Annotated in this window: 10 protein-coding genes; 1 reads left to right on the top strand and 9 read right to left on the bottom strand. The window is 57.5% G+C overall.

Going from position 1 to position 13,607, the window contains the following annotated elements:
- Positions 1–386: 386 nt before the first annotated feature.
- Positions 387–1,349, bottom strand: coding sequence for an anti-sigma-I factor RsgI family protein (locus tag GTO91_RS16335; RefSeq protein ID WP_161259800.1), 963 nt, complete (start codon positions 1,347–1,349; stop codon positions 387–389).
- On the bottom strand, positions 1,336–2,106 hold the full coding sequence (locus GTO91_RS16330; RefSeq protein WP_161259799.1) for a sigma factor: 771 nt from the start codon (positions 2,104–2,106) through the stop codon (positions 1,336–1,338). The genes GTO91_RS16335 and GTO91_RS16330 overlap by 14 nt, the downstream gene beginning before the upstream one ends.
- A 268-nt stretch (positions 2,107–2,374) precedes the next feature.
- Here GTO91_RS16330 and GTO91_RS16325 point away from each other — a divergent pair, with 268 nt between their 5' ends.
- Entirely contained in the window at positions 2,375–3,160 is a 786-nt protein-coding gene (locus tag GTO91_RS16325; protein ID WP_161259798.1) for a hypothetical protein, read from the top strand.
- Positions 3,161–3,236: 76 nt separating this feature from the next.
- On the opposite strand, the gene GTO91_RS16320 is transcribed toward GTO91_RS16325, so the two are convergent.
- The 7 genes from GTO91_RS16320 to GTO91_RS16290 form a co-directional block, all read right to left on the bottom strand.
- On the bottom strand, positions 3,237–4,211 hold the full coding sequence (locus tag GTO91_RS16320) for a diguanylate cyclase (protein ID WP_161259797.1): 975 nt from the start codon (positions 4,209–4,211) through the stop codon (positions 3,237–3,239).
- A gap of 82 nt (positions 4,212–4,293) precedes the next feature.
- Complete coding sequence (locus tag GTO91_RS16315) at positions 4,294–7,035, bottom strand: response regulator (RefSeq protein ID WP_161259796.1); 2,742 nt, start codon at positions 7,033–7,035, stop codon at positions 4,294–4,296.
- A gap of 35 nt (positions 7,036–7,070) precedes the next feature.
- Positions 7,071–7,469, bottom strand: a complete 399-nt coding sequence (locus GTO91_RS16310; protein ID WP_161259795.1) for an Hpt domain-containing protein — start codon at positions 7,467–7,469, stop codon at positions 7,071–7,073.
- A gap of 214 nt (positions 7,470–7,683) precedes the next feature.
- Positions 7,684–9,498: an oligoendopeptidase F gene (gene pepF, locus GTO91_RS16305; RefSeq protein WP_161259794.1), complete on the bottom strand. Its 1,815-nt coding sequence runs from the start codon at positions 9,496–9,498 to the stop codon at positions 7,684–7,686.
- Between the two features lie 121 nt (positions 9,499–9,619).
- Positions 9,620–11,251: a putative manganese-dependent inorganic diphosphatase gene (locus GTO91_RS16300; protein ID WP_161259793.1), complete on the bottom strand. Its 1,632-nt coding sequence runs from the start codon at positions 11,249–11,251 to the stop codon at positions 9,620–9,622.
- 23 nt (positions 11,252–11,274) lie between these two features.
- Positions 11,275–12,303, bottom strand: a complete 1,029-nt coding sequence (locus GTO91_RS16295; RefSeq protein ID WP_161259792.1) for a cation diffusion facilitator family transporter — start codon at positions 12,301–12,303, stop codon at positions 11,275–11,277.
- A gap of 154 nt (positions 12,304–12,457) precedes the next feature.
- Positions 12,458–13,555: an S-layer homology domain-containing protein gene (locus GTO91_RS16290; RefSeq protein ID WP_161259791.1), complete on the bottom strand. Its 1,098-nt coding sequence runs from the start codon at positions 13,553–13,555 to the stop codon at positions 12,458–12,460.
- Between the last annotated feature and the right edge of the window lie 52 nt (positions 13,556–13,607).

Genomic DNA, 13,607 nt, shown 5'->3' with positions numbered 1-13,607 from the left:
AAACTCTCCACAAAAATTTGTAGATAAGCTTAAGTCAAGCTCTTATTTGACAATCTTTTTGAGCAACCGTCGTTGCCGACAATCGCTCTTCTACTGCTATCCTCTGCCGACTTGCGCCGCCAGCGGACATCAGAGGAATTGATTGGTTTTGCACGCTTTTGATTCGCAACTGTTCGATTTTCAAGGACCAGTTTTTCGCTTACACCGCTGATTCGTTTCCCGATTCGCCAGTTTGTCGCGAACGTTTGATATCGTATCACAACTTCCCAGAATCGTCAACAAGAATTTTTTTCGTTTCTTGCCGTATTTTCGTGCTCATCAGCGGCACTTGAGAATAGTACCACACTAAATAGAATCGATCAAGGACTAAATTTATCCAGCACGTCTCAATTTCGCTTACCCTTGTCTTGATTCTCTCTGTTAAAACTATTCCCGTTTTGATTATTCCCGTTTTCTTTCAATACTTTTCCTTGACCGGGCTCTTTTTCTTCAACGTTTCCACCTGTCTCTGTGCCAGTCGTTTTTTCTTTTACCGGCTTGCCCCCGTCAATCCGCTTTTCCTTTGCCACCCTATCCTCGCCATCCCGTTGGTTGCCATCTGGTTTGTCGCTATCCGGTGGGTTGCCCTCCTTTGTAGAAGAACCGGAACCGCTCCGGCTAGTTTGGTCATCGCCTGTCACCGTTCGGAGGGCATGGTCAAGACGCTTTTGCAGTCGTTCCTGCGAGATGGGTGGATGAAAGGCCTGGTGATCGCGAGCCACAGGAACCCAAGCCACTTGCGGCTCCAAAGGTTCTCCGGCAACAACGAGCCTCTCCGCTGCGGCCTTCGCAGTCACGGCATCGATGGCGTCCTCCACAGCCATTCCACGCAAAGACAAGCTGGAAAGGACGACCTCACCGGCGCTGTTCATCCCCTGCGCGCCGGTGACCCTCCCATCAGTGTCTGTGTACAACTCAAAAGCCGGACCGATATCGAAACGGATGGCAGCTACTGCTTCCCGGGGCTGCAATGGATTCCATTGAGGGGCGGCGAGGCCAAAGGCGATAAGGAGCAAGACAGCAGCAACAAGTCCTGTCAAGCGACGCCGGTTCGGGTCAGACTCCTTCTTCCTATCTGATTGGCGCTTCCTTTCCGATTGGTGCTTGCTCTCCCATTCGTGCTTACCTTCCAATTCATGCTCCCTGTCTGATTCTTGCCTGCCACCCGATTCCGGCACGTCTACACTAACCTGCTGGCCCGGCCGGACGCTGTTCGCAAGCAAAGGCACCCGAAGAAATTCGCCGTCGCGAGTCAGGATCACCATCTCCGCCGTATCCGTCTGCACAACAAGCCCTTCAACCATTGCCATCGCGGCAGCCCCCTTCCTTCTCCTCATCAACAGACAAGAACGAACGAACAAAATGAAACTCCTTATCCGCCAAAACAATGGCCAAGGCTACGATGTATTTCCGCCCCGTTTCCAGCACTTTGCGGCTCAACCCGCTCACCGCTGTCAATTCCTTGAGGGGCAACTGGCGGGTAGTAAAAAACCGCCGGCGAAGATCTTCGTCGTGGACTAAGCACTGGGCCGCCCGATAGAGCTTGGACCGTGTATCCCGGTGCTTGGGCGACGATTGCACCAAATCGTCGATGGTGATCTTAAAATCGGCTAAGGTGTCCACAAATAGCCCCATGGCCATCTCTCGCTCTTCCGCCTCTCGCTGGTGACGAAAAGCCTCCAGCGATGTCACCTGTTCATAGGCGCGATAGCTGTTCCCATCGCCAGCGCCCTCCAGGTATAGCCACTGATTTTTCGCTTCACGCCGGAAATGATCGATCAATCGAGCGCGAATCACCCGGTAGACGTGGGTGCTGAAAGCGGCGCCTTTCTCAGGCAGGTATGAATCTATCGCTTCATTTAAGGCGATGAGGGCGATGCTGCATTCATCATCGTTGTTCCGGTCGAGGGGACGGGCGCAAATCTTCGACGCCATGGCCAGCGCCCTTTCCCGGTAATCGCCGATCAGCCTTTCCCTGGCTAACCTGTCGCCCAGGCGCACCTGCTCCAGCAAATGACCAGAATCGTTCGATCGGTTTTCACCTAATGGCACAGACCTCATCGCCATCACCCCGTTTTCCCATCTACTTGGGTTATCCGCAGGGAAGGGCCGTTTTTTGGGGGTCGTCAGCGGGGAATGATTACCAACACTGTTTTTCACGGGCGACCTCCCGAAAAAGCAATCCCCTTTCGCATCACTTAGCAAAAGGGGCGGTCTTTCAGGCCCAACTCCAACGCAGGTCTACCCTTAAAGGGGCTCTACCGGGGGGGGCTCTACCGAGGGGGCAACCTCAGGGAGGCCAAGCCTTTACGTTTGAAAGGAGAAGTGAACGATTATGAAACGAATCCTGACACAGGCGCTGGCCGGCGTATTGATTATGGGGATGGCCGGCGCCGCCAGCGCTGCGGTGACCGGAACGCTGTCCGAACTGGATCTGTCCTTGCCCAGCCCGCTCTCGACGATGATCGCTTCCTCTACGACAGAAACTGCTGAAGAGGGCTCTCCGGCGGCGGGGACTGATGCGAACGCTGCACCGTCCGAATCGCCATCAAAGGAACCAACAGATGAATCGTCGTCCCCTTCAGAGGAACAAACAGCAGAGCCGGCGACAGATCAGACAACAACGCCCTCCGATCAGAACCTGCCGGAAGGCGAAGGTCTGAAGGCAGCGATTGAAACGACCTTGGGTTCAGCTGCATCCCCCACCCAGGTAGACGCCCTGCTCTCGTTGTGCGAAACATTCGGCTTGACGCCCGATCAGGCCAAGTTGATGATCCAGTCAACCGCTGACCACCAATTTGCACCCGGACAGTTGAAGCAGTTCCTGCACAGCCAAGGGCTCACGTCGATGAGTTCTCGCGAATTCAACCAGACCGTGCGCGACTTCCATCTGGCTTATAAGGGCATTGGCAAGTTTAAAATCGGTGGGAACAGCGCGGGCAAGACACCTGCCGAAGGGACACAGGACGAAGCCGAAAAAGTGACCGCCGGCGATGCGGGTTCAGCAAAGGGAAACCCAGATTATGACCAGAATAAGGCCCAGGGTAAGACCCAGATTAAGAGTCAAGATAAGGGTCAGGATCAGCACCGGGATAAAGTAACAGGAAAAAGGCAAGGTTAAAGGCGCAAAAATGCCCTCCGCCAACTACTTAATGGCGGAGGGCATTTTTGCATGTCTCATGGCCTCTAGACTGACATCAGCGCGACCGGTGGATTTCGGCGATCTCCACCGTCCGGTTGCGCCCCTGATGTTTTGCCTCATAGAGCGCTTCGTCAGCGTAACCGATCAACGTTTTCGGCTCGCTGCTTGGGGAAGGGTACGCCGTCGCCACGCCCACACTGACAGTCACCCGGTGAAGGGGTGATTGCCGGTGTTCGATCCCTGCTTCCGAGACAGCCCCGCGGATCGATTCGGCCACAGCAAGGGCGCCTTCCTGCGAGGTGTCGGGCAAAATGACGGCAAACTCCTCGCCGCCATAGCGGCAGACGAGATCGCTGGAGCGACGGACCACCTCGGGCATCAGACTGGCGATGGCCTTCAGGCAATCATCGCCCTGAATGTGGCCGTATGTATCGTTATAGGGCTTGAACCAGTCGATATCAAAGAGGATCAGTGACATCGGCGTGCCGTTGCGAATCGCTCTTTTCCACTCCGACGCCAGGTATTCGTCGAAGCGGCGCCGGTTGGCCAGACCAGTCAGTCCGTCAAGGGAAGACAGGTTTTGCAGCTTGCGCACCGCTTCCTCCAGTTCTGCCGTCACCCGGAGCAATTCCTCTTCCCGCGCCTTCCGCCGGTCCATTTCCGTTTTCAAGGCAAGAGCCGAACGGATGCGCGCCAGCAATTCCCGCTTTTTGACGGGTTTTATGATATAGTCCATGGCCCCGGCGGCAAAGGCCCGGTCCAGGTCCTCCATGTTCGTCAGCGCCGTCACCATGATGACAGGGATGTCGCGCCAAGCCGCATCAGACTTGATTCGCTGGCACAGTTCGATACCGTCGATTTCCGGCATGATTACATCCAGCAGAATCAGATCAATCGAGGGTCCGTCTAGAAGGAGAGCGAGCGCTTCCCGAGCCGACGCAGTCGAATACACCTCGTAGCCGTCCGATGCCAGGACAGCCTGCAAGTACAGCCGGATGTCCTCGGCATCATCAATGATCAGAATCCCCATCTTAGGCCTTCCTCCCCATCGCGCGTCGGAAAGACATCACGAAAGTCCTATCGCGTCTTTCTCTCATTGCCTTCGTGAGACCCTATCCCTGCCCCTCACCGCTGTTCGAGCAGCCGCAAAAACGGTACAGCGCTTCCAGGAGGGTCTTTTTCTTGATCGGTTTCGTCAAGTGGTCATTACAACCGGCATCGAGGCTGCGTTCCATGTCTTCGCGCATCGCATTGGCCGTCAGCGCAATCACCGGTGTTTGCGGACGCCCTCTCCTTTGCTCCCATCGCCGGATCTCCCGCGTGGCTGTGATCCCGTCCATCACAGGCATTTGAATATCCATCAACACCATATCGTAACGCCCGGTTTTAAACTTATCGACGGCCACTTGTCCGTTTTCTGCGACATCAATTTCGACAGGTTCTGATTTTAGATAGGTCCGAATCAACAAGCAGTTGTCTTCTGCGTCTTCGACGAGCAGGATTCGCAGGACGCCCAAAGGCGTCAGGGTTCCATCTCGACCTGGTTGACTTTCTCGTTTTTCCGGGCCCCTTTCTAAAACGGACAATACCGTTTTGAGCAGATCATTGCGTTTGACCGGCTTGACCAGATAGGCGGCCAACCCAAACTGCTTGACCCGCTGGGCATCGTCGATCCGGTTATCGGAAGTGACCATCAAGACAGTGGCTCCACGGAGTTCAACCTCGGCATGAATCCGTTCGGCCACTTGAAATCCATCCATCTCCGGCATCCGGCAGTCCAGCAGCACCAGTTGGTACGGCAACCCCTGCGCCTTGGCCCGTTTCATCTCGGCGATGCCCTCAGCGCCTCCCGGCGCCTCGACCGGCATAACCCCCCAGGATTTCACCGTTTCTCGCAGGATGATCCGGTTCGTCTCGTTGTCGTCGATGATCAACGCCCGGATCCCGCGCAACGCTTCCACCGGCGGCAGGCTCATCTCCTCCGCAGGATCGGCTTGCCGGAAACGGGCTGTAAAATAAAAGGTGCTGCCTTTTCCAAGTTCGCTTTCGACCCAAATCCGGCCCTTCATCATTTCTACAAGATAACGAGAGATCGTCAACCCCAGTCCAGTGCCGCCGTAGCGACGGGTCGTCGATGAATCGGCCTGACTGAACCGCTCAAAAATAACCTCCCTTTTATCGGCTGCGATGCCGATCCCCGTATCAGACACGGCAAAACGAATCGCAGCCGACTCACCAGGCTGATCGGGGTCGCGCTCCACCCGGAGCACAATCTCTCCCTGTTCCGTAAATTTCACGGCATTGCCCATCAGGTTGATCAGGATCTGCTGCAAACGCTCCGGATCGCCGGCCACCTGGGACGGCACACCGGGGAAGATGTGACAGACCAGTTCCAGACCCTTTTTGTGGGCTCGAACCGCCATCATCTCGGCCGTCTTTTCCGCCAACTCACCGAGGTTGAACACCGTCGTTTGCAGTTCCATGCGACCGCTCTCCACCTTCGACAAGTCCAGGATATCATTGATCAAGTAGAGCAGGGTGTCGCCGGCGCCGCGGCAGATGCGCACATACTCGACCTGTTCCGGCGTCAACTGTGTTTCGCCGAGCAGTTCTGTCATGCCAAGGATGGCGTTCATCGGCGTGCGGATTTCGTGGCTCATGTTGGCCAAAAAGTCGGATTTGGCCTCGTTGGCGCGCCGCAGTTCCTGCACATGGTCATCGATCGTTTCGGCCATCCGATTAAAGGTTTTGCTCAGTTCCTTGAGTTCAATGGGCACGTTGGGGCTGTCCGGCAGATCGATGCGGTAGCTGTAGTTTTTCTGCTGCATATGCCGGGAGCCTTCAATCAGGTTGTCGACGGGTTTGCGGATCCGATTGGACACGGCGACGGTGAGAGGCACAGACAGGAGCAGCAGGATGAGAGATACGCCGATCATGGTGCCCATCTGATGGTAATAGGGGGTCATCGCCTCCGTCTCCGACACCTCTCCGATGATCACCCAGTTCTGCTGCTGCATTCGCTGGTAGGCGCCAAGCACTTTTTTTCCCTGGTAGTTGGGATAGATGGCGGTTCCCGGCTTTCCCTTCAACGCCCACTGAAAGGCTTGACTGTCCACCTTGACCTGCAAAGGGGCGGATCCATCAATGATTCCGCGCTTCACCAGTTCCGGGGCAAAGCGGGATTGGGTGATCATGAGCCCGTTCTCGTTGACGAGATAGGTCTCCCCCGTTTCCCCGGGGCGGTACCGGCTCATGACCGCCTCCAAGGTAGCCAGATTGACCGATGTGAAAACGATGCCTCGGAATTGATTATCCAAGCCGTACACAGGCGCAGAAATAATCACCAGCGCTCGACCCGTGTTGCGCCCGATGATGACGTCGGTGATAAAGTCCTTGCCGATTTGTCCCGCCCGGAAGTACTCCCTGTCGGAAAGATTGATTTGCCCGGTGCGTCCAGCCGTATCGACTTCATTGAAACCGTCGCGATTGACAAAGGTCATGTGGTTGAAATGCCGATGCTCTTCAAGGAATATGCGGAAGACGGCCTCCATCTCCTGATTGTCGCCCGTCCGCAGCGCCTTCATTTGGGCTAAGGTTTTCACATCATCTCGGCAGTTTTTGAACCATTCATCGATGGCATTGCGCTGGATGGTGATGGCCTGTTCCAACTGTTCGAATTTTTCCCGCTGAATATGATGAATCTCGGTGACGAGGAAGTTTACTGTCAATATGATAGTGGGCACGAGGACAAGCAGTATCCCCCACCAGTTCAGCTGCGCTTTCAGTGTCCGTAGGCGGAAAAGGCTGCTGCTCCGCTCGTTCGCATCGGTCCGATTGTTCTGATTCGTTGCCACGGCTTTCTCCTCTTCTGCTTCTCGATAGGCGCCGCCTAGGGGTTCACAGTAGGAAAACCGCTGTCCCGTATCAGACGGAGACAGGCGCAAGCCCGATCACATTCATGTTCCAAGGCCGCCTGAACGGCATTCGCTTCTGCCAATGCTCCGTCCCTGGCAAACTGCTCCACTTGATGGCTTAACTCAGCCACCTTGTAAATGCCCAACATGGCGCTGCTCGACTTAAGGCTGTGGGCGCTTTGCCGGGCCTCTCCTGAAGAACCGGTCGCAAATGCTTCCGCCAGGACCTTGATTCTTCTCGGTGTCTCTTTGAGATAAATCTCGACAAGGCGAGCGAAAAGCTCTCTGCTTTCCTGGGGGTCCAAATCCTCCAGCAACGATATCACTGCCTGCCTGTCGATGACCTCTTCACAACAAGGTCGTTCCGAAGACATGGCTATCTCCTCCCCGGCCCCTGAAAGCCCTACAAAAGTACCTGTTATTAACGGTTAAAATTCTTTCCAATCGTACAGAATCCTGCCACTGATGCCTACTCCGATGAGAAAAATATAACAAAAAAACGGCCTGAAGCGCATGAGCTTCTGACCGCTTTTCTATGTCATCTGTCTCCGTCATTGTCTTTAGGCGCGCCTTCGATGTGGCCCTTGCTCAGTTTGAACCAGTGGCCAATTTCTCCATCTCGTCAAGGAGTTCCCGGAAGACGGAGAGCGCCTTTTCGATGGGCTCGGCCGTCCCCATGTCCACACCGGCCCGCTTGAGCAGTTCCAGCGGGTAGTCGGAACCGCCGCTCTTGAGGAAGGTTAGGTAGCGATCGACGGCCGGCTGTCCCTCGGCGAGGATCTGCGCCGAAAGAGCCGTGGCGGCGGAGAAGCCGGTGGCGTACTTGTAGACGTAGAAGTTGTTGTAGAAATGGGGGATGCGCGCCCATTCGATGTCGATGTCGTCATCGACAATAATGTCGGGGCCGTAGTAATCGACGTTGAGGCGGTGGTAGATCTGCTTCAGTTCCTGCAATGTGAGGGCTTCCGCCGCCTCGATCTTGGCGTGGACGAGTTTTTCAAACTCGGCGAACATGGTCTGCCGGTACACGGTGCCGCGGAACTGCTCCAGGTAGTGGTTGAGCAGGAAGAGGCGGCGGCCTTTGTCCTGCTCTTTTTCCAGCATGTGGCGGATCAGCAGCGTCTCGTTGACAGTGGAGGCCACTTCGGCGACGAAGATGGTGTACGACGAATAGATGTAGGGCTGTTCCTTGTGGGAGTAGTAGGAGTGTAGCGCATGGCCCATCTCATGGGCCAAGGTGAAGACATCGTCCAGCCGATCCTGGTAGTTGAGCAGCACATAGGGGTGGGTCCCGTAAGGGCCCCAGGAGTAGGCGCCGCTCGTCTTCCCCTTATTTTCGTAGACATCGATCCAGCCGGTCTGGAAGGACTCGTCCAGGACGCGTCCGTAGTCGGCGCCCAGGGGTTCGAGGCCCTGTTTGACCATTTCCAAGGCCTCGTTATAGGTGACTTTCCAGTCCACATCGGCCACCATGGGCACATAGAGGTCGTACATATGCAACTGGTCCACGCCGAGGAGCTTCTTGCGCAGGCGCACATAGCGGTGCATGGCGTCGTTGTGCTTGCGGACCGTCCCGATCAGGTTGTCGTAGACGTCTTTCGGCACGTTGTCGCCGAAGAGCGCCGCTTCCAGGGCCGAGGGGTAGCGGCGGACGCGGGAGAAAAAGACATCCCGCTTGATGGCGGAGCTGAAGGTGGTCGCCAGGGTGTTCTCCAGCTTTTTATAAGTCCCGTACATGCCGTGGAAAGCCTCACGCCGGACGCGCCGGTCTTTGCTCTCCATCAGTTGGCCGTAGCGGCCGTGGGTGATCTCCACCTCACGACCCTCTTCGTCGCGGATGGTGGGAAAGGTCAGGTCGGCATTGTTCAGCATGGTGAAGATCTGACCCGGCGACTGGCCCAGTTCGCTGGCCTGGGCGAGGATGGCCTCCTCGTCGGCGGTCAGCACGTGGGCTTTCTGGCGCTTCAGGTCATCCAATAGGAAGCGGTACAGGGCGAGGCCCTGCTCTTCCTTCTGGAAACGCTGCAGGGTGTCATCGGGGATCGCCAGGATTTCGGGAGTAAGGAAGGAGGTCGCCCCGGCGGCCCGGGCGTTCAGGGCGACGGCGCGGTCGGTCAATGCCTGGTAAGCGGGATTGGCGTTATCCTCGTCCCGGCGCATGCGGGCGTAGGTGAAGATTTTTTCCAGCATTTTGCCGAGTTCGTCCTGAAGTTGCAGGACCGTCAGGAGGTTGGCGCTCTTCTCCTGGAGCTTGCCCTTCAAGGCCGTCATCTTTTCCAGAAGCGAGGGCACGGCCTGAAAATCCTTCTCCCACGCGTCGTCTGCAGGGTAGATGTCCTCCAACTTCCACTTGAACTCGGCCGAGATGTCCTGGCGCTTGGGCAGCGCTTTTTCTTTTTCCATGGATCGTCTCTCCTCTTTCTCGGAACGTCCAGTATATTATAGCGTATCATTCCTACCCCTATCCGCCTTACCAAAACAAAAAGCCCCCCGTTGATGACAACAGGGGGAGCCACAAGGTCGATCACGTTCCCAGGTAGGCCGACAAGGGCGGCACGACCTGCTTTTTACGGGAAATCACGCCGGGGAGGTAGGCCGATTGTTCCTGGACAGGCACGCCGAAGGCTTTTTCGACAGGCTCCTTCTTCTCGCCGGCCACCAGCAGCCGCGTCCCTTCCTTGATGATGTCGGTCAGCATGAGCAGGGCCAGGTCAAGGTCCTTTTTCTTGCGGATCGACTCCATCTCCTCAAGCAGGGTCTCCTGCATGCGGGTGACGCCGTCGTAATCCATCGTCTCCACCTGGCCGATGCCCAGTTTGAGGGGACCCAGGTGAAACTCTTTAAAGTCCTGGAAGATGATCTCTTCGGGCGTCCGGCCTTCCAGGGAGGAGCCGGCTGTAAAGAGCTTGAGGCCGAAGTCCTGCAGGTCAACGCCGGCGATCTTGGCCAGCTTCTCGGCGGTCCGCCGGTCCCGGGCGGTGCAGGTGGGGCTCTTGAAGAGCACCGTATCGGAGAGGATGGCCGCCGTCATCAAACCGGCGATCTCCTTCGGCGGCTCGATCTCGTTCTCTTCATACATCGCAGCGATGATGGTGCTCGTGCAGCCGACCGGTTCGCCCCGGAAGTAGATCGGTTCTCCCGTCTGGACATCGCCGATACGGTGATGGTCGATCACTTCGAGGACCTGGGCCTGATCAAGACCGGCCACGGCCTGGCTCTTTTCATTGTGGTCGACAAGGATGACCTTCTTGCGCTGAAGCGCCAGCAGGTGATAGCGGGAGATGACGCCGAGCAGTTTCTTCTCATGATCGATGACGGGGTAGTTGCGAAAGCGCGTCTCCAGCATGACCTTGCGGGCATCGTCAGCAAACTCGTCAGGCTGGAAGCAGACCATATCCTGGCGCATGATCGTGCTGACAGGCGCGCTGAGGCCCAGGAGCCGGGCGGCGTTGAAGGTGTCGTAAGGCACCGTGAGCACAGGAATGCCCTTTTGACGGGCTGACTTTTCCACCCGTTCGCTGATGCTGAGACCGCCGGTGACGATCAGGCAGCCGGCGCCGGCCTCCAGTGCCGCCAACTGGGCGTTCTCCCGGTCGCCGGTGACGACCGTGTCGCCTTCGCCGATGCGCTGGACCATCGTCTCCACATGCATGGCGCCGATGATCGCCTTGCCGCGCAGCTTCGTATCCAAGGGCGCCGGGACGAGGAATCTGCCGCCCATGGTGCGCAGGATCCCGCCGATGGTGAGGCCCATCCGGTCAAGGTCGTTCAGTTCATCCAGGTTCAGGTAGCGCTGGGCGATGTCGCCGAGGGTGATGATGCCGAGGAGTCGGTTGCGCTCATCGACGACCGGCAGGGACTTGATGTTTTTGTCGCGTGCCAGGATGCCCACCTCGCGGATGGGCGTGTCCGGCGAGATGGCCACCGGCGCCTGGCCGCCGAGCATGTCGGCCACACGGGAGCGCACGTCGCAGATAACGCGAGGCGCTTCGACGTTGAAGTGGCGAAGGACAAATTCTGTTTCCGGTTTGAGATTGCCGCACCGGGCGGCTATGTACTCGCGGCCGGTCAGCTTCTCCTTGAGATAGGCGTAGCTGATGGCCGAACAGATGGAGTCGGTATCGGGGCTGCGATGCCCGATGACAATGACACCCATGGTTCCTAAGGTTCCCCCTGTCGCTATGTTTTTTTCTCGGCTTTGACAAGCCGGTTGGCCACTTTTTTGCGCTTCAGCCGGACGAAATCGCGCGATCCCCAGCGGCTCAGTTCATCATCCTCATGAATGCTCAAGGTGACGTTGTGGATGTTCGGATAGATCACCTTGAGCCGGCGCTGGATCTCCTCTTTCACGTCTTCCGCCTGACCGACCGACCAGGTCTCCGGCAGTTCGATCGTGCCGTCCACATCGAGATAAGAGCCTTCCCGCACCACATCCAGGTCGTAGAGGTCTTCGACACCCTGCACATCCATGATCGTTTCGGCGATCTCATCGACCACCTCTTCCGGCGCCGTGTAGCCGATCAGCCCCTTGACGTTCTCCCAGGCGACGGAGACAGCGATGCCGAGCAGCAGCAGCCCGATGACTAGGCCTGCCAGACCGTCGCCCCAGGGGACGATGCCGAACTGGGTCGCCGTCAGGCCGGCCATGGCCACCAGGATGGCGACCGAGGCGAGCAGGTCTTCGAAAAAGACGAGCCGCGTCTCCGGCGAAGCCAGGTGGTATTTCTGCAGAGACAGCCGGAAAAGGGCGAACCCCTCCGCCTCCACCTCCGCCTCACGGGCAATGTCTCTCATGGCCGTCACCAGCACGATCCCGTCAACGACGAGGGAAACGGCGAGGACGAGCAGGTTCCAGTAAAAACCCGTCGGCAGGTGCGGGTTCTGGATCGCCGAATAACCGGCCGAGATGGCTTTGACGGCGTTGTAGGTCATGAAGATGGCCACAAAGAGGACGATCAGGTTGGAGAGGCGTCCAAAACCGTTGGGGAAACTGGCGGTCGGTTTGCGGGAGGCAAAGACGGAGCCGGCGAAGACCGCCGCCTGGGCGCAGCCATCGTTGAAACTGTGAATCGCCTCGGCCTGCATGGCCGATGACCCGGTCCATTGATAGGCCAGGAATTTCACGGACGCGAGGAAATAGTTCCCCATGGCGCTCTTCAGCGACGTATAATTAGCTTCTCTCAGCATGGCGATGGCGCGTCTGGGCACGTCGACCTAACTCCTTATGGATTCTCGAATGCCGAAACCCGACAAGGGTTATTGTATCCGATGCGGTCATGGGATGCCAGTGTCCGAAGCGACGAAGCGATCAGTTTTTCTACTGATCGCTCCTTTGCAGGCTTTTGGATAGGCGCCGGAATGATCAATGATTGACTTGGACGAGGCGAAGCTCCGCGCGCACCGCCTCCAGGCCCTCCACATCGCTTTTCGAAAGCCGGTAATACCGGTAGGCGCCGGTGATGTCAGCCGTTTCGATCAGCCCCGTCTTTTTCTCCAGGTATACGGTCAGTGTATTCCCCTGCCTGATCATGGCGGTCACCTGAGGCGGGTTGGAACTGGAACTGGCGAATCCGATCAGAGCGATGAGCGCCTGGCTGGCAAAATCGATCCCATCGGTGGATAAGACAGGCATGTCCAGCGTCGTGTCGCGCCACTGCTCAGCGAAGGTCCGCGCCTCCGCCTCGCTGCGGATGAGGACGGCTTGCCGGGGAGTGCTCCACTTGCCGTAATCGGTCCGTCCGTGCAGTGTGAAGGGGATCGATTCCCCTCGGGGCGACAGCTTTTCTGCCACACGGTTGACGATGACTGCCGCCTGCGCCCGCGTGACCGTCGCCTTGGGTTTAAAATACCCCTCTTCATCGCCTTTGATGAACCCGACGGCCGATGCGGCGCCCACACTTTCCCGGTACGCCGGTTCAATGGCGCCGTTGTCAGAAAAGGGGATTTCCTCAAGGGGAGACGTGGCGTCGACGTTGCCCCCTTTATGCCGGTAAGCAGCCCAGACCCACTCGGCCATCACCTCGCGGGTCAGTTCTTCTTCAGGATGAAAGGCCTTGTCGGGAAGGGCCAAAAAGGTATGGGCCGCCTGGATCAGGTCGCCGGCATACCAGGCGTCGCCGGGCACATCGGCGGCCACATCGCGGACATCGGGCGCTTTGATGAAGACCACCTGAAATTCGAAGACCCGCACCAGCAGAGAGACAAACTCCGCCCGGCTCATGGCTTTTTCGGGATGAAAGAGTCCTTGTTCATCGCCGCGGATCCATCCGCGGGCAACCATTTCCGCGATCTGCGCCTCGGCCCAATGACCGCGGGCGTCAGCGGGAACAGACGTCTTCTCACCGGCCCAGGCCGGGGACGCGGTGATCATGGGCAAGACAGCCGGCGCGACGGCGCCTGAGAAAAAGACAACTCCTGCCAGCAGCAGCGCGCCGGCTTTTGGACCTACCCTGTATTTCATCGATGATCGCCTCCAGAGACTAGACGCAGCAGTATAAAAAAAAGTTGCAGAT

This window comes from Heliomicrobium undosum, assembly GCF_009877425.1.
GTDB lineage: Bacteria > Bacillota > Desulfitobacteriia > Heliobacteriales > Heliobacteriaceae > Heliomicrobium > Heliomicrobium undosum.
The sequence above is the reverse complement of the archived record's forward strand: the minus strand, read 5'-3'. Positions and strand labels throughout refer to the sequence as shown.

What these genes read in the sequence shown, in the direction of transcription:
- GTO91_RS16335 (WP_161259800.1), bottom strand. Translation starts at nt 1,349, where the DNA reads ATGGCAATGGTTGAAGGGCTTGTTGTGCAGACGGATACGGCGGAGATG.
- GTO91_RS16330 (WP_161259799.1), bottom strand. Translation starts at nt 2,106, where the DNA reads ATGGCGATGAGGTCTGTGCCATTAGGTGAAAACCGATCGAACGATTCT.
- GTO91_RS16325 (WP_161259798.1), top strand. Translation starts at nt 2,375, where the DNA reads ATGAAACGAATCCTGACACAGGCGCTGGCCGGCGTATTGATTATGGGG.
- GTO91_RS16320 (WP_161259797.1), bottom strand. Translation starts at nt 4,211, where the DNA reads ATGGGGATTCTGATCATTGATGATGCCGAGGACATCCGGCTGTACTTG.
- GTO91_RS16310 (WP_161259795.1), bottom strand. Translation starts at nt 7,469, where the DNA reads ATGTCTTCGGAACGACCTTGTTGTGAAGAGGTCATCGACAGGCAGGCA.
- pepF (WP_161259794.1), bottom strand. Translation starts at nt 9,498, where the DNA reads ATGGAAAAAGAAAAAGCGCTGCCCAAGCGCCAGGACATCTCGGCCGAG.
- GTO91_RS16300 (WP_161259793.1), bottom strand. Translation starts at nt 11,251, where the DNA reads ATGGGTGTCATTGTCATCGGGCATCGCAGCCCCGATACCGACTCCATC.
- GTO91_RS16290 (WP_161259791.1), bottom strand. Translation starts at nt 13,555, where the DNA reads ATGAAATACAGGGTAGGTCCAAAAGCCGGCGCGCTGCTGCTGGCAGGA.